General features: G+C 40.4%; 14 protein-coding genes. All 14 read right to left on the bottom strand.

Annotated elements, in window-relative coordinates; translation table 11 throughout:
- Positions 1-84: 84 nt before the first annotated feature.
- The 14 genes from JMX18_RS01310 to tatB all read right to left on the bottom strand — a co-directional run bounded on the left by JMX18_RS01310 (position 85) and on the right by tatB (position 17,482).
- Positions 85-3,438 (bottom strand): type I restriction endonuclease subunit R, encoded by a 3,354-nt coding sequence (locus tag JMX18_RS01310; RefSeq protein WP_201582948.1) that lies wholly within the window; start codon positions 3,436-3,438, stop codon positions 85-87.
- 87 nt (positions 3,439-3,525) lie between these two features.
- The gene (locus JMX18_RS01305; RefSeq protein WP_201582947.1) at positions 3,526-4,521 is read right to left on the bottom strand and encodes an SMEK domain-containing protein; all 996 of its coding nucleotides are present in this window, start codon (positions 4,519-4,521) and stop codon (positions 3,526-3,528) included.
- 379 nt (positions 4,522-4,900) lie between these two features.
- A complete protein-coding gene (locus JMX18_RS01300) occupies positions 4,901-5,836 on the bottom strand; it encodes an Abi family protein (RefSeq protein WP_201582944.1) in 936 nt (311 codons plus the stop codon).
- A 181-nt stretch (positions 5,837-6,017) separates the two neighbouring features.
- Positions 6,018-6,776 carry an abortive infection family protein gene (locus tag JMX18_RS01295; RefSeq protein WP_201582937.1) on the bottom strand — a complete coding sequence of 253 codons (759 nt, stop codon included), beginning with the start codon at positions 6,774-6,776 and terminating at the stop codon, positions 6,018-6,020.
- A gap of 52 nt (positions 6,777-6,828) precedes the next feature.
- Positions 6,829-8,115, bottom strand: coding sequence for a restriction endonuclease subunit S (locus JMX18_RS01290; RefSeq protein WP_201582935.1), 1,287 nt, complete (start codon positions 8,113-8,115; stop codon positions 6,829-6,831).
- The gene (locus JMX18_RS01285; protein ID WP_201582931.1) at positions 8,115-10,508 is read right to left on the bottom strand and encodes a type I restriction-modification system subunit M; all 2,394 of its coding nucleotides are present in this window, start codon (positions 10,506-10,508) and stop codon (positions 8,115-8,117) included. The genes JMX18_RS01290 and JMX18_RS01285 overlap by 1 nt, the downstream gene beginning before the upstream one ends.
- A 469-nt stretch (positions 10,509-10,977) precedes the next feature.
- Positions 10,978-11,820, bottom strand: a complete 843-nt coding sequence (locus tag JMX18_RS01280) for an IS3 family transposase (RefSeq protein ID WP_406947357.1) — start codon at positions 11,818-11,820, stop codon at positions 10,978-10,980.
- A 29-nt stretch (positions 11,821-11,849) separates the two neighbouring features.
- The gene (locus JMX18_RS13300) at positions 11,850-12,161 is read right to left on the bottom strand and encodes a transposase (protein WP_192994872.1); all 312 of its coding nucleotides are present in this window, start codon (positions 12,159-12,161) and stop codon (positions 11,850-11,852) included.
- A 62-nt stretch (positions 12,162-12,223) separates the two neighbouring features.
- On the bottom strand, positions 12,224-13,708 hold the full coding sequence (locus tag JMX18_RS01275) for a leucine-rich repeat domain-containing protein (RefSeq protein WP_201582929.1): 1,485 nt from the start codon (positions 13,706-13,708) through the stop codon (positions 12,224-12,226).
- 110 nt (positions 13,709-13,818) lie between these two features.
- Positions 13,819-14,259 carry an ion channel gene (locus tag JMX18_RS01270; protein WP_201582928.1) on the bottom strand — a complete coding sequence of 147 codons (441 nt, stop codon included), beginning with the start codon at positions 14,257-14,259 and terminating at the stop codon, positions 13,819-13,821.
- Positions 14,260-14,365: 106 nt separating this feature from the next.
- Positions 14,366-14,695, bottom strand: a complete 330-nt coding sequence (locus JMX18_RS01265) for a DUF6122 family protein (protein WP_226945081.1) — start codon at positions 14,693-14,695, stop codon at positions 14,366-14,368.
- A gap of 101 nt (positions 14,696-14,796) precedes the next feature.
- Positions 14,797-16,089 (bottom strand): ATP-grasp domain-containing protein, encoded by a 1,293-nt coding sequence (locus JMX18_RS01260; protein ID WP_071001775.1) that lies wholly within the window; start codon positions 16,087-16,089, stop codon positions 14,797-14,799.
- Positions 16,090-16,264: 175 nt separating this feature from the next.
- Positions 16,265-17,098, bottom strand: coding sequence for a twin-arginine translocase subunit TatC (gene tatC, locus JMX18_RS01255; RefSeq protein ID WP_198336786.1), 834 nt, complete (start codon positions 17,096-17,098; stop codon positions 16,265-16,267).
- Complete coding sequence (gene tatB / locus JMX18_RS01250; RefSeq protein ID WP_102078900.1) at positions 17,099-17,482, bottom strand: Sec-independent protein translocase protein TatB; 384 nt, start codon at positions 17,480-17,482, stop codon at positions 17,099-17,101.
- Positions 17,483-17,488: the final 6 nt, after the last annotated feature.

Raw genomic sequence — 17,488 nt, 5'->3', positions numbered from 1 at the left:
ATTTTGACTTTTGATCTAGCAATACATTCTTATATATATTCATGCTTTATAAGATGATCGCGCATAATTAGGGTTCACCTTCTCCTAAGCCTTTACCTTCGTATCCAGTAAAAACCGCGTGAATTGACTCAAGCGCTTAGGGTCTGATAGTAATTGTTTGGTAATATCTTGATAAGCGTCTTGGCTATCAAAGATGGCGTCTAATGTAGCGTTTGGAAAATCGCCAAGCATCGCTTTATCGGCAGTGTTATTAGCGATCTGCTTCATTACAATTTGATTTTCATTGACTTTATCCCAGATGGTTTGCGAGTAATTAATTAAATCGCTATCGGTCAAATTTTCAGTATCGAATAGCTCATTTAACCTAGCGACTATTTTCGATAGCCAGTCCTCTTGTTTGTCTTTAGCCTTACCAGTACCACCGCTCCCAGGCTTCAGTGGATTGACACTATCTTCTTGCAGTTTGAGGTCTTGCTGACGTAGCTTAGACAAGCGGTAGTGGCTCATAACGATATTACTAAGATCCACCTCTTCATCGTCATCGAGTCTCTCACGTAGCATAGGTTGCAGATGGCGAGCATAGAGACTTAGCTTCTCCAGATCCTTATTATCATAATCGACAATCTGCGACATAAATTCGTACTGACGGGTAAAAGTAGCCAGATCCTTTTTAAAGATCTCAAGCGCGTCTTGCTCTGTCTTATAGCCTTTATAATCGGTTTCGGCATTGGCAATTAGCACAGCATCTGCTGTAGCCTTGCTACGATCAAGCAGTATCTTAGCTTGCGCGGCTTGCGTGCGGGCTTCTTGATAGCGCTTTTGCCAACGCTCAACGGCAGGCTTGCAAATATTGCTAATAGCCGCGTTAGACTTACTCGAAGCATAAAAGGCAATGACCAACTGCTCAACCTCAGCCCAATGAAATATTTTGCTGGCTACTAGCTTGTCATATAGCTCGAAAACAGTATCAGGATCGGATACTTCATCTAGTGTGGCATTTTTATAATACGGCTGAAATGCCTCTAATATATCTTCTGGATCATTAAAGAAGTCGAGCACAAAGGTACCACTCTCCGACTTGCCCGCATAGGTACGGTTTAAACGTGAGAGCGTCTGTACGCAGTCTACGCCGCCTAACTTTTTGTCGACATACATAGCGCAAAGTTTGGGCTGATCAAATCCTGTCTGAAATTTGTTAGCCACTAGCATCACTTGATAGTCATCGCTATCAAAGGCTTTGCGCATGTCTCGACCTTTTAGATTGGGGTTCATAGTCTGCTCGGTAAATTTTTGCTCAAGCAAAGCACTGCTATCGGGATCATTAGCATGAAAGCTCACTTCACCTGAAAAGGCTACCATGGCATTGATACGCTGATAGCCTTGCTCACTGATATAACGATCAAAGGCGAGCTTGTAGCGTACTGCCTCTTTACGCGAGCCGGTCACCACCATCGCTTTGGCCTGCCCGCCGAGCAATCCTTTGATGTTTTCATTAAAATGCTCAATGATGACTTTGACCTTTTGCGCGATGTTATGATCATGCAAGCGTACCCAGTTATTAAGCTTAATAGTCGCGCGGCGAGTATCAACTTCTTTGTCTTCAGCGGCAAGCTTTTGGGTCAACTGATAGACCACTTTATAATTGGTGTAGTTCTTCAATACGTCTAAGATAAAGCCTTCTTCTATCGCTTGACGCATCGAGTAGACATGATAGGACTCTGGAATATTTTGCTTAGATGGCGGCAGCTCAGGATTAGGCAGACGCCCAAACAGCTCTATAGTCTTAGGTTTTGGGGTAGCGGTAAACGCGTAATAGCTCAGATTAGGGCTACTACGACGGGCAGCGATGACACTATCGAGCATATCTTCGCTCGATAAAGGCTGGTCATGAATTTCAATATTATCTGCAATAACGCCATCCGAGCTAATAGTAGCACTTTCATTCACTGTACCAGAGGCCAACACTTCTTTGAGCTTACGCGCAGTAGCACCTGTCTGCGAGGAATGGGCTTCATCAGCGATAATAGCGTAGCGCCGCTCTTTTAGTACGGCTGAGTTCTCAATTGCTCTTAATACGTAGGGAAAGGTCTGAATGGTGACAATTATGATCGGCTGCGAGTTCTCTAGTGCTGCCGCTAGCTTTTCTGACTTGGAGCCGTCGCCCTCTTTATTATTGATTCGACCGACTACACCATCGGCATGTTCAAACTGATAGATAGTATCTTGTAGCTGGTCATCGAGCACTGTACGATCGGTGATAACGATGACCGAATGAAAGTGCTTTGCGCCATCACTATTATGCAGGGTTGAGAGCTGATGGGCGGTCCAAGCGATAGAGTTGGACTTACCAGAGCCTGCACTATGCTGAATAAGGTAGCGTTGCTCAGAGCTTTGCCCTGCCCCTTCATTGATAGCCGCATTGACTAATTTTGTGACGACTTCCCACTGATGATAACGCGGAAATATGAGCGTTTCTTTTTTGGACTTACGCCCTTCCCAGTCCTCTACTGTTTCAATTTGCAAATGCACGAAGCGACCCAGAATAGCTAATAAGTGCTCAGGGGTCAGCACCTCATTCCATAGGTAGTCGGTGGCATAACGACTGCTATCGTCTGGCACATCATTACCAGCGCCGCCCTCACTAGTGCCTTTATTAAACGGTAAGAAATAGCTATTCTCGCCTGCCAGCCGTGTGGTCATATAGACTTCATATTGGCTAACGGCAAAGTGTACTAAAGCCCCACGCTTAAAGCTAAGTAGCGGCTCAGGCTTGCCCGTGTCAGTGTCTTTTGGCAGGCGGGTACGTTTATACTGACTAATGGCGCTATCTACGGATTGCTTAAACTCGGACTTGAGCTCCATGGTCACTACGGGTAAACCGTTAATAAAGAGCACCATATCGATGCGATTGCGTTTGGCAACTTTGGGGTCTGTTTTTAGGTCTGGCGAGTCGCTATTGGCATCAGCATCAACTTTGATATGTGGACTATAAACCAGCTCGGGTACCAGACGGCAGATGTTACGCTTGTAGCGTGCCGTAATATCTGGATTAAGATTGTGATCAGGCTTGAACTGGCAAAGGCTAAAGCGAGCATTACGAATCTTCAGCCCATGACGCAAGACGCCTAAGGTGCCATAAGTACGCGAAGCGCCATCGGTAGCATTGACATCAGCTTTACCCAGCTGCTTGACTAAGGCGCTAATGAAATGACGTTCACTATTGATAGGATAAACCTTACAAAATTTATCCCACTGCTCAGGCTGGGTACTACGGACGAAGTCGAGCGCGTCTTGCTCATACAGCGCGGTCTCACGTTGATAATGAGCTGAGCGACCAAGCTTCCAACCCTGCGCTTGCATTTGACTAATTATATCTGCTTGAAAGACAGATTCGTAAGTGATGTTATGCGCATTAGTAGCAGTGTTGGTTTGGGTCATGATATAACTCTTATCAAAATATTCAAATTACAATCTTAGCTATTTAAAGTATCGTTTGTTAATCGTCAATGTACACATATCATATGACTACAAGTTCGAAAAATTACAATTTATCAAAATATCACGAAGCTTTGACTCGTCAGAACCAAAAGTGTCTTTTAACATAGCAAAAATGTTTAAATCCAGCTTGCCGTGGAAGTATGGCTCAACGACAATTACAGAATTACATGAGCCGTAAGGTATATAATCATAATTAATATGCAGTAAATTTTTGCTGCTTAGTACTTGGGTGATTTCATAAACACCTGGTATAGCTTGTCTAAGCTCTTCCCAGTATATAATGATAGAGTTTTTATCTTCGAACTTATTCTCGTTAGAAAAACCACCATTTGCAATAATGTAAAACAAAACTTCTCTTTGGTTATAAGTAAGCTTGTTAAGTAAAAGTGAAATATTACCTAAATCGTATATTAAATAAGGCTTAAACTGGTTATCTCTTCCTAAATCAATATCTTTAATCAAATTTGTAACATCAATATCAGTTGCTACGGTTTCTTTTCTTTCTGGGAGAATGCTGTAATTTTCAGTTATATTCGAATACCTGACATTTCTTTTAAGATAACTTTCAATTTCATAGATCTTTTCATCATCAGTAAGATTACTAATATCTTTTGCTAATGCCTTAAAATTTTTCACCTCTATTTTAATGTCTTTATCAGATGGTTTACCAATCTTGGTATGTGAGATGATAAGGAATATTAAGTGATCATAATCATTATTCAATTGGTATTTTCTAAATTTTAATATTGTTGTTTTTAATTTATCGGTACTGGTTTCCGACGTAATTTGAAAGCACACCTTTTTATTAAAATCCCCTAGATCTATAGCTGGAAAATTTGATTTTTCTATATTTAGATTTTTCAAGGATAAATTGTAGGTTATATCCAGTATTTTAATAAAGAAATGTTCAGAAGTAGTATTAATGTCATAAAGACCTGCTCCGTTTAATAACGACAAGTCAATAACGAACCTTGTCAACATTTCAGTGATGGATTTTATAGACTCTTCACGTTTAATTATCATAGCTTCCACTTTAATATTAACTAAAAATATTTATGTAATTCAAATGTCTTATTCATATGTAACAAACTGTAATACTTACATAGATTGTTTATGTTTTAAATATGCTTAGAACATTCCTTAGCTGTATCAACATAAGGCTCAACCCAACCCCAAACATCATTCTTACCCGTAACCGCAGCAAAGATTAAAGCGATTCAACGTTCTTACATGAGTTTGATAGCTCTGCAATCTTTCATCAACTCTAAATCTAATCTACCCTAAAACATTATTCATATAATTGACAGACCTACATTATCTCTGTATAATTGCACGCAACAACTCCCCTAGTTTTACCAATCCATGTGATTGGATCATAAGACTAGGGGCTTTTTTTGTCTGTCTATTTTGTTTGATGTGTTTGCCATAGTTGCCATGACTCAGGATTCACCTTGACACCCATTTGCTCTAAACAAATGGCATCATTCTTCACTTGCGGAAACTCATCTAAAAGTGCTAAAAAGCGTTTGCCCCATGTAGAGTTAGGGCAAATCACATCTAGCATTCTCTTCATCAAGCAAAAATAAACAAATACTTTTTTAGCTGATAACACCTGCCATTGTTTATCGTTTAGGCCTTTTAAGCTTCCTTGGAAAATTATAGCTTTATTCCATAGTCGGCTATGGTGCGCTGATACATTACGAATAAAGTTAAAGGCATGCAGGTGTGATTGTAAATGACTGCCACTTTGAAGATGATAAATTTTAGCAATTTTATCTTTGTCACTCTCCCTCATACCTTTAAATAAGAATGACATGGTGCCAAAATCCCATGTTTCGCAACTTACCCAAATTGGCAATGCAGAATAGTGTCGTCTGTGGTGACTCACAAAAGTATTCTGTTTTTTCGCTTCATTATCTATTGCATTATCATGTCGAATAAGCCAGTTTTTATGATTGAATCCTTCATCGAAGTATTGACTATCCAAATAAGCTGTAGGACCGTATCGGCCTAGGGAATAACTAATATTTACCCGTAAAGCCACTTCAATTCTTTCTAAAGCATCCAAAGCCATTTGCCTAAGTTTTTTATCGAACATATATAACTCTTTCACATCATCAAATCGACTTCCTTCTAAAAAGCTATCCAGCTTATATTTAGGATTACGAGAGTCGAATTGCCTAAAAGAATATAAGTAACCACTCAAACGATAATAGCCAATAGTTTTTAAATAGCCCAAGGCTTTTTGTTCATTTTCAACAATCAGCCCGCGCTCTTTTAGCAGCTCCAACTGTTGGTTAAAGCTTGTCCATTCTTTTATGGGCCTTTTGTTGACCATATTATTCATTCCATCAGGTAAGTTTTGTCAAATTAATCTGTTATAGCTGTCAACCGTGTGTCAGCCTCAAATTGACAACTTGAGCTTGAAAGACTTTATTATAAGTGTTGCAAGACATTTGATATCCCTTGCTCATTCATCATGATTTTGAATAAGGTATATTTTAACTATTGAGATCCAGCTATCTGTTTTTAAAACTCTCGTTATAGCTAGACAACAAAAAATGTGACATTGAACCTGCTAAATTGACTGCCAGTTCAGCATGTCTCGGTTTTGGTTTAATATTAATAACCCCTTGTCCGTGAGCATCACCGACATTATTACGCAATTGACCCAAACCGTTAACAATGCCTGAACAGCCACCTAGAATCTGTTTAAAAATTAGGTTTGTCTCATATTGACTAGCAGACATCTTAAGCAACTCAGAGGTTCTTTTATATAGCTCTGATAAATCTGCATTTTTATCATAAGAAATACGTTCAAGATCTAAAATATGTTTACAAACAGACTCAATAAGACTTCTCGATAAGGTAATTGCTCCCTCTGGATCATTAACTTTACGTTCAATAGCTTTCTTCCACATATTGTCGATATACCCAGAATTAATAATTTCAATAGACTTATCAAAAGCAGGACTCATTCCCGATTTATCAAACTCTACTGCTTCCATCAAACTATGAAATTCACTATAAATAAAATCTCTACGTTCCGCATACGAATCATACCTATGCTTAATCATCTGCCAAAACTGATTTAAGTCTCTTGCATGTCTGACAAAATCAGGTACTAAAGTATTAAATTGTGACTCTAAAATTATTTTTCTCAATAGAATGTAGTCGCTATCACTACAATTGCCACCAGTAGCCCTAGAAGTTAGGATATTTTGAAGTCCTTGAGCTTTGTCATAGAGCGTTGGTAAGTCACGTAAGATATTACTCATATTATTTATTATTCCTATCTTCTTTCAATTTAAGAATTTTATAGAACTTACTCTATAAGACTCCTACATTAGGTACTTGCCAGCTGCGAACATCAATCTCACCCGTAACCGCAGCCGATATTAAAGCGGTGCGGCGTTCTTGCATAAGTTGGATTGCTTGCTCTGCTTGATTCATTAGCAATTCAAATTTTTTGAGCTTTAAATCAATATATGACGCAATATCTTCTTGTTCTCTTTTAGGTGGGTAAGCAATATTTAACTCTCGAATATCCTCTAGGCTAAGCTGTATTTTTGTCCCACCGTAACCAGACCCAACAAACTGTTCTTTGGCTGAATCAGAAAGGATAAAGTAAGCAAGCCATCGTGCAGATTTAACAGATGAATTAGGTCTGCATAGTGAGACATGCTGACTTACAAAACCGCCAGATATTGAATTATCAGCTACGCAAACAGAACCTAGATCAGCAGTAATCGAAATGAGTAAGTCATCTAGTTGAATTTTAGAACGTTCACCTTCGGCACCAAGTGGAGGCTTAACGTTTTGGATTGACTCTAATTTAGGCTCAATAGTGTCTCTAGTTAAATTAGTAATCCTAAAAAACAAGTTACCTTCATCTGCATAATAACCAGCCCAACCTCTAGAGCCACTGGTAACGAATTCAAGCAAATGCTTGTTTTTTTTGACCCCCCAATGCTCAGGCACCTCCCCTAACCACTCAACGCCAGAATCTTTCATCGGCGCATCAGGATTTAAGCCTTTTGTCACCGCATGACTGATGACGGCTTGGCGCTTTTCTTTTAACAGTTGAATAAGCGTTTGCTGTTTATCAATTAGAGTGTCAATTCGGGCCGTCTCAAAGTTAAGGAAATCAATAATTTGAATCTGCTCACTCAATGTCGGTAAAACAAAGTCCAGCTCAAGCAAATCTTCTTGAGTCATGCTCGGCAAGGCTGTGTTTGTCGTAAGTAGACTAAAAGGGAAAGAGAGAGATTGATAATAGATATACTCTGGTATTGCATTATCATAAATTTCACTATAAAACATTGTGTCAACCGTCCAAAACCTTCCTGAAACTAATAACGGTTTATCGATAGTACCTTTTCTACCGAATAAAATAGACTTGCCATCATATAAATAGCTAGAACTACGCCTGAATACCCCACCAGAACCATAGACAGGATAGCCCCCACTTTCTACTTCCACTTCTTTATAGTCACGACCGTTACGAATTTTTAAAACGTTTTTCAATCTAAAAATTTTCCAGTCAATTGGTATCTGACCTAATCTTTCAACCCCCGACTCTTTATACTCAGGATAGGCGACATATTTTTGAGCCATTACGAATGCACCTCACCCAATAACTGCATAATGTCCTGACTGACTTTATCTAAGTCCGAGTCAATCTCAGCCAGCGGTCTTGGCGGCTCATACACATAAAAATGACGGTTAAACGGTATCTCAAAGCCGACTACACCGATTTCTTTATCGATATCATCTGTCTTGTCAGCATTAATCCACGCATCAGGCACATGCGGCTGTACTTCTCTTTTGAAATAATCCTCAATCAATTCAGTAGTAGTGATATCAGGATTAAGCGGCACGTTTTCATAATCTCGTAAGTCGCTATCAGGCTGGAACTCTACTACTTTGGCTTTACTAGATGAACTATTTGATACTCGATATTCAAATGCGCCATAAAGCGGATTAGCGACTTTGACCGTCTTTTTGATTACAGGTTCGGCGTCAGGGTTTTTCCACGTAATAGCATCGATGATCTGCTTTTTCTCTTTGGTATCAAGCGTCATATCAGTGTCTTTAAGCGCTTGTTTAAACAATTTTTCAAACTCGTTATAATCATCGAACTGACTGCTACCGATCGCCGCTTGCAAGGCTTGGGCTTTATACATAATCTCAAGCTGATCCTGCCAAAGCTTAGGATCAAGTACGTCTTTGATTTGCTTTTCTTTTAACTCAGAGAAGTCGGCCTTAATCATGGCGCGTGCTTCGGTATGTATATCACAATCTTGTTTACCAAAATAACCGTAGTGTGTCTCTAGACTAGTATCATAGCTCACATCAGCCCAAGCCCATTCTTCAAAAAATTTTTCGTACAGCGCTGGCATGACCATATCAAACGGTTTGGGCGCGTAGCGTAGACTCTCGATAGCGGTATCGGATAATTGCGCAGAGAGACGTAGCGGACGCTCTATAGTGAGACGACGATAGCCAAACTCATGCGTGGAAAATATCTTACTAGCAAAAGTTTTGGCAGGCTCGGTTTGGGGGCTTGTAGACTGCCGACCCCGATTGGACTTGACTTCATCAAGCTTATTTAGCACACGCGCATTGACCACTTCAAAGTCACCGAAGCTGCGAGTAATGATCTTGATATCATCCTCGCTCATCTCATTACGCTTCGATCCCAGCGACTTACGCATCTTACTGTATAGATTGCTACCGTCTATCAATTGCACCTTACCACGACGCTCAGGGACTTTCTTATTGCTTAATATCCAGATATAAGTAGCAATACCTGTGTTATAGAACATATCGTTTGGCAAGGCAATAATAGCTTCTAGCAGATCCGCTTCAAGAATATAGCGACGAATCTCGCTCTCACCACTACCCGCGCCGCCCGTGAATAGTGGTGAGCCATTGAGAATAATACCGATACGGCTACCCTGCGCATCTGTAAAATTGGCGTTTTTATCGCTAGAGTTATGATTGTCATGCATCTTACTAAGCAGATGCATAAGAAATAGCAAGGAGCCATCTGACACTCTTGGCAAGCCAGCACCAAAACGCCCTTCAAAGCCTTTTTGCTCATACTCATCTTTGATGTCACCTGCGATCTTTTTCCAATCGACCCCAAACGGTGGATTGGACAGCATATAGTCGAACCGCTCATTCTCTAGCTGATCATTGGATAAGGTGTTGCCAAGCTTGATACGGCTGACATCCTGTCCTTTAATAAGCATATCTGCTTTACAAATAGCATAGGACTCAGGGTTAAGCTCTTGACCAAAAGTGCGCATCACCGCGTCTGGGTTTAGCTCAAGCACGTATTCCATACCCGATGATAAGAAGCCACCTGTACCCGCTGTTGGATCGTAGATAGTACGGATGATACCGTCTTTGGTGAGCGCCTCGTCATCTTCCATAAAGACTAAGGACGTCGTCAAACGTACAATATCACGTGGCGTAAAATGCTCGCCTGCCGTCTCATTGGAGCTTTCGGCAAACTTGCGGATGAGCTCTTCAAACACTAAGCCCATGTCATGATTCGATATTGCTTCAGGACTGAGGTCAAAATTTTGAAACTTTTGTACTACTTGATACAGCAAGTTGGCATCATCTAGTTGTCCGACGAACTCTTCGAACTTAAAATACTCAAATATCTCCCGTGCGTCTTTAGAGAAGGATTGAATATAGGTGTTTAGATTGTCCTTGATATCACTTTGACCAAGCTTGCTTAGGTCCATTGGGGAAGTATTATAAAATGCGCGCTTACTCACGCGAATTAGTTGCTGCTCCTGCATATTTTGATCTTTGATAGCGGCATACTTTTCGACAACCGCATCTTTATGGTCGCTTAATACGCACTCTAAACGGCGCAGCAGTGCAAAGGGTAATAATATGCGCCCGAATTGGGATCGTTTAAAATCGCCACGCAATAGGTCAGCGACTGACCAAATGAAATCAGCAGTTTGAGAGAAGTTATTGGTTGTCATAAGCGTCGTCTTAATATTTAGAAGGGCTATTTGATATGTGTGAAGGATTATAGCGCACCCCGTTATATCTAGTAAAAATAGTTTGAGCGAATGATGTTTTCGACACTGAATGATAGGTTCAGCCTAGCGATGTGTGTGCTAAGTTATTCTCCAATAATCTTATCAGGAATCCACACTGTCATTATTAATGAGGATTTGATGAATTTCTACGAGCGAAATCATAATTTGTTAGATGTAAAAAACTCAACTATTGAGGGGCTATAAATCTTACTTCATGGTATATATGCGCTTATATTTTGTGCATTTGAGACATTAAAAAAGGCTACTAACACTATGCTATATATAGCGTTAGTAGCCTTCGTTTAAATTGATATTTTACTCAGGTGAGGTTGTTAATATTAGGGTTTGAAGTTTGCTAAGAGTATGATGTGAATATCGCACAACCGCTAAGTGTAGTGGTCAAATATTTTTAGACAGTACTTAAGAGGTTTTTGTTGAAATAAAGTCTCTCTTTCTCGCTCGGTGTTAAATACTCATTAAAGCTGTGTGGTCTTACACTTTGATAATAGCCCCAAATATAATCATTTACTGCCTGCCGAGCCTCATCAATATTGTCATAGCCGTTTTTTGGCATCCACTCTGTCTTAAAGCTTCTAAAGAACCTCTCTGTAGGTGCATTGTCCCAACAGTTGCCTCGTCGGCTCATACTATGCGACATACCATTGCACTTGGCTACGCATTTAGCATACTCTTCACTGGTATAATGACTGCCTTGATCTGAATGAAACAGCACGCCTTTAGGCTCAAGTCTTATGTGATATGCCATTTTTAGTGCAGATGTGGTCAGCTGGGTATTCGGGCTATCTGACAAGGCAAAACCAACAATACGTCGAGCATATAAATCCATAACGATGGCTAAATAACACCATCCGCCTTTGATACGAATATAAGTAACATCACCTGTCCACACTTGGTTTGGTGCAGTGGGCGCAAACTGACGGTCTAGTATGTTTCCATAAACTTTATGGAATTTTTCACAACGCCTGTACTTATGTGATTTTATCTGTCGACTAATCAACCCCATTTGTGCCATCAGCTTACCTGCTCTGTAGCGTGTGAGTTTAATGTCATGTTGATGCGTGACGATAGCAGATACCGTCCTTGCACCAGCCGAGCCATTTGACTGCTCAAATACTTCTCTGATTAAGGCTTTGAGCCTTATAAGTTCAAGGTCTATAGACCTAGATTTAGTACTGTTGTAATAGCTGCTTCTAACAATCCCAAACAGTTCACATAGCTTGTGTTTGCTAATATGCTTATGATGCTCTGCAAGCTTGGTTATTAGCGATAGACGCTGAGATTGTCTTGGGCTAGCAGAGCAGATGCCTTTTTTAATATATCTCGCTCCATCTTAAGCTGCTTGACCTGTTTTTCAAGCTCTTGTATACGCCGTAATTCAGGCGTTAGGGCTTTGCCTTCTGATGGCATGACACCTTGCTGTTCTTTACGGTATTTATATACCCAATTCTCTAAGGTGGTTTTGCCGATACCTAATGAGTTGGCTACTTCTGGTATCTTTCTGCCTTGATCTTCAACCAGTTTAATGGCTTCTAGCTTAAATTCTTGGCTGTAGCGTCCGCGTTTGGTGGTCATATCTTCTCTCCAGTCTTGGTGATAGTATAACCTCTTATCTACTGTCCTATTTCATTATGCCACTACAAAGAGTATGATTGTTTATCCCAACCGTAGACTGTATCAATAGAACGTAAATAACATTTCACCCTCGGAGAAAGCCTATCAAGAGGATTACCAGTAAGATTGATACATCTCAAACTATTCAGCTGTGTAAAATTATCTGGCAGGTTTCTAAGATTACAATAAACAAGCTCAAGCTTAACAAGATTATTAAGCTCACCAATACTATTAGGTAGCTTGCCCAATTTACAATAACTGATAAAAAACTCAGTCAGACTCTTAAGTTGCCCTATGATTTCAGGCAGCTCTTTGAGGCTACAATGGTTAATATAAAGCTTCTCTAGATTAGTAAGTTGACCTACGCTATCAGGTAGCTTGTCAAACTTGCCATGACTAATAAAAAGCTCAGTTAAGCTAATAAGCTGCCCTATGCTATCAGGTAGGACTTCAAGCTTAGAGTGATTAAAATTGAGCTTAGTTAAGTTAACGAGCTGTCCGATGCTATCAGGCAATACTTTAAGTTTACAGTTGATAATATTAAGCTCAGCAAGGTTAATGAGGTGTCCAAAGCTATCGGGTAGCTCCGTTAGTTCAAGGTGAAGCAGGTCAAGGTGAGTTAAGCTCAAAAGCTGGCCTATGCTATCAGGTAGCTCTTCAAGCTCACAATGAGTAATAAAAAGCTCTGTAAGACTGCTCAGTTGTCCAACGCTGGCGGGCAACTCTTTAATACGACAACGATTAATATAAAGCTTGTTGAGGTTGGTAAGCTGTCCAATACTACTAGGTAGGTCTTTGAGATCACAGTTAATAAGATCAAGCTCATTTAAATTTTTGAGTTGCCCTATGCTGTCAGGCAAGTGCTTGAGCGGGCAATAACTAATAAAAAGCTTAGCGAGGTTAATAAGCTGCCCTATGCTGTCAGGCAGTTCTTCAATCTCACAGTGAACTATATCAAGTACCGTAAGCTTAGTAAGCTGTCCAATGCTGTCAGGTAAACATTGAATCTGACAGCGACCAATGAACATCTTAGTAAGGTTATGAAGTTGTCCAATACTATCAGGTAGCGCTTCGAGTTCACTTTGATCAATAAAGAGTTCAGTAAGATAACTCAGTTGCCCGATGCTCTCAGGTAATGCGACAAGTTTAGAGTGACTAATAGACAGTTTGGTTAGATTAGTGAGCTTACCGATATTGGGCAGTAAATGACTTGAATATATGCCACTGATAGTTATATCTACTAGATTTGTAAGGTTGGTAAGCTCATCGGGTAGATAGGCTATTCTATAGACGTCTTTTGAGTGTTGCTCATCATGTTCAGGCTCTAAGATCTCTAGCTTTTTTAGGGCTAGCAATGATTCTTTATCACGAGGGATTTCGGACTCTTTAAGCTCAAACTCATCTGCCCACGCCCATATTTTCTCGATCCAGTTGTCATCAGAATCTAACGTTTTATTAGCAATAGCAGACTGATGAATGTCTTGGTGATCCTTATTGTTTGGAGTCATAGCTTTATTCCTTCTAACGATTTGAACTATTTTTTCTGTGTCAGAATAATATCGGTGTCCTGACGTGAGTTATGGATCTCAGCGCGACCTATAGTTGAGAGAGCTTGTAGCTAACTTGAGAGGGGTTTTTTACCACTCATGACCTGAAGAACAAAGCTTCCAGAGGCTGTGATCAGTAGGAAACCGTGAAAGGCTTCCATCGCGGCCATAAATCGTAGATGTCCAGTAGGCATGAGATCGCCTCGCCCAAGCGTTGTGAAGTTAACTAGCGAGAAGTAAAAGTAGTCCATAAAATTAAGGGAGCTACTATCGCTAGATGAGGACGATACGAGGTTACCGATTTCAAAGCCGTAAACAGCAATCCAAAAGCCAGCAGCGTAAAGCAAGGCCTCGAACGTGTGAGCAATTACAATTGAGCCGACTGCGACTCCAAGGCAATGTCCTATATGGCGAGACGGCGTCACAAACTGTGACGAGAGTTTTAATGCGCCGTAATGTATTGCTGTGCAGACAGCGATCAGAATTGCTGCCATTATAATTGCCAGAATCACTTTTTATCCTTTTTGAGGAAGGAACGACATTAAAGGAAGATTACCCTATTTATTTTAACTAATCCTGTATAATTTTTTCACTATAGCTAACGACTACGCATAAGCACTAGAGTCTATTCAGATAGGTCATTACGCAGTCATTTGAATCAGTCAGCATATGTAGTAACAATCCTAGACCAATTATTCTATAGGGCTTTGGTAGAAATAGCATAGCCGCATAAACTGCCATTGCATAGTAAGTATGTAATGGATGAAAATTAATACTACAGCGATCAGGTAAGAAAACAGGTGTTGCTAGCAAGTGATCTAAATCTACCAGCATGGTTGCTAAAAGAATCAAATATACTCGTTTGTAATCATCACGAAAAAAAGTATAGGCAATAATCAACGGCATGCCAAAATGCAGGAAGTAGTGGATAACGGTTTGGATCATCATCTTTCCAATTCAGCATGATGTTTTATTGATAAGTTGGTATGCAGAATAATTAAACTAGTAAACGTTACTTAAGAAGCCAAAGCTACATGTTCATGCTATGTTCAGACTTGAAAAACAGGCGCAAAGCCACCCCCTGGTGTGCGAAAGTTAGTCGCTTGGCCTTGATAGATACGCCCAGCAGTTAGTAGCAGCTGTCCTGCATAGGTATAAAGACGTATATCTACCTTTCTAGTCGTCACCACATCATCAATCTTTATTGATCGCTCTGTAGCAGGGATAAAGGTCTGCGCAATATAGCTTTCATCTAAAATAGTCTCGAATACGCGGCGGGTAATCTTGCTGCCACGGTAAACGCCCTTACTACCATAACCAGCTACTGGCTTAAAAAACAATTGTCTCCGAGTACGCCATAATTCTGCTGCATCCTCTTTTGTAACCATTCTGGTAGTTGGTACTGACTTTTTTAGATATTCTGCATCATCATCACCTAGTCCCCACGACTGCAAAGTTTGCGTATCGGATAGTAAAGTCAGGTTGCGCTTATTAGCGAATATAGCATGGGCATGCGGATTGGGGGTTACTACTACCGCACCCTCTAAATAGGCACTTTTAAGCACGGCGTGGTTGGGGTTTTCAAAGGCGAAATCGACTAACCGATTATAGATCATATCAATGGGCTTGCTATGAGCTGTCAGTACACCATCAGCATAGTTAAGCTCAGACGGATCGAGTATAACGGTATCAATGCCTTTAGCTTGAAGTAGTTGGCAGGCCAGCTGAAACTCCAAATACATGAACTGGCTTTTGGGCTCATTATCCACAATAGCAATGCGATTGGGCATGCTAGTTGCCGATTGTCGCTGCCATTCTTGTATGAACATATTAGCGACCGCTTCTTCAAACCCATCAAGCATTTTAGTAGTAGCAACACTTTGCTCTGAGGGGCGACAGCAGTGTTTTTGTGCGCGGGCAAGTGCTACGTTTAAAAATGCGCCTCCAGCATTGGTATTGATCTCAATAAGCTTGGGGTCATCGCTCCCTAAGTGAAAGTCATAACCCATAAAGGCCCCTATTGGCCCCGGATCGAAAGCCGCGATATTGGGTGCCCACGACAGTACTTGCTGTTGATATGACGGTAGTCTAGCAGTCGACTCAATAGCTGCGATGATTCGCACCATTGCTTCTATCTCTGTCTTAGGGACAAACACCGGTGTCGCTGAAAACAGCTTATTAAGCTCATTGGCTCCTAGTGGATTATCTCTTGTGTTTACTAATTGATCTTGCAGGCTGTTATTAAGCGCTTTACGATCTAAAGTACGGCAATAGCACTCTTGATTAAGCTGATTTGCCAGATTATCATTCGTTTTGTTTTTATTATTAATTAGGGATTCCATTTAAATCTCATTACTAAGTTGAATGTACTGATAGGGTTTAGGGGACAGCCAAAATAAAAAAAGTGTCTTAAATGTTTAAGATAAGGTTATTTTTATAGTTACTTTACGAAATAGTCATTTTGCAAGATACTTAATTTGCAATATATCTAGTTTATAAATTAGCTACTTTGCAAGGTTATACGGTTTTACGCTCTTCTTTAATGAGTACTTTCGCTAAAAACAAACCTAACTCGAACAGTAGCCACATTGGAATCGCGAGCAATAGCATTGACACCCCATCGGGCGGTGTGACTACCGCTGACACAGCAAAACAACCGACGATGATATATCGGCGCTTACTCTCTAGACTCTGAGTGGATATGATACCGACCATTATCAATAATAAAGTAACCACTGGAATCTCAAAAGTGAGTCCAAATACCATAAATAACTTTAGCGCAAAGCTTAAATAACTGTCGATATCGGTCATAGGTATAACGTTTTGCGGAGCGAATAAAATAAAGAACTTCAATACGCCTTTGAGTACCACAAAGTAGGCAAAAGCGACACCAGAATAAAATAGGAATATCGAAGATATCAGCACTGGAATAGTGATTTTTTTCTCTTTTTTATATAATCCAGGCGCTATAAATGACCAAATTTGATACAGAATATACGGCATCACTACAAAGGCAGCAACGAAAATCGTCAAGCGAATAGGTGCCATAAAGTTCGAGGTAATATCAGTAGCAATCATAGTCGAATTCGCAGGCAGCTGCGCAACCAGAGGGTCTGATAAAAGATTGTAGAGCTCACGCGAAAACCCTACCAATGCTAAGAAGACGATCAAAACGGCTACGCATATTTTGATGAGATGCTTGCGTAATTCAATCAAATGCTCAGTAATAGGCATGTCGCTAAGCGCATTCAGCACATTATCAGTCTCAACATTATGGGTAGCATCTGACGCCTTAGCATCTGTATTTGCTAACTTTCTTTGGCGACTTTTTTGGCGCTTAAATAAGCTCATTTATCCCCCCTTCTCTATAGCTGAAGAAGAGGAAGTATCTGGCTGATGATTTTGCTGCTGAGGAGTGTTTGACTGATGTGAAGCGTCTAGGCTTTGGTTCTGTGACTGCTCAAACTTTTGCATACTGCCACGCATTTCTGCTAATTCGCGCTTCATATCCGACTCGGTCTGACGGATTTTCGCAAGTTCATTTTGCATTTGTTGACGTGTTTCAGCTAGATCAAGCTCAGCTTCTATTTCAGATTGTAGAGTGGATACTGTACGGCGCAGTTTGGCATACCATTGCCCAGCGGTACGTGCGGCTTGCGGCAGTTTTTCTGGGCCCAATACGATTAAAGCAATGACGCCAAACAAGAGTAATTCGGAAAACCCAATATCAAACATAACAGT

The sequence above is a fragment of the Psychrobacter jeotgali genome (assembly GCF_904846315.1).
GTDB classification, from domain to species: Bacteria; Pseudomonadota; Gammaproteobacteria; order Pseudomonadales; family Moraxellaceae; genus Psychrobacter; species Psychrobacter jeotgali.
Note: the sequence above shows the minus strand (reverse complement) of the source record. Positions and strands in the feature narration are given on the sequence as shown.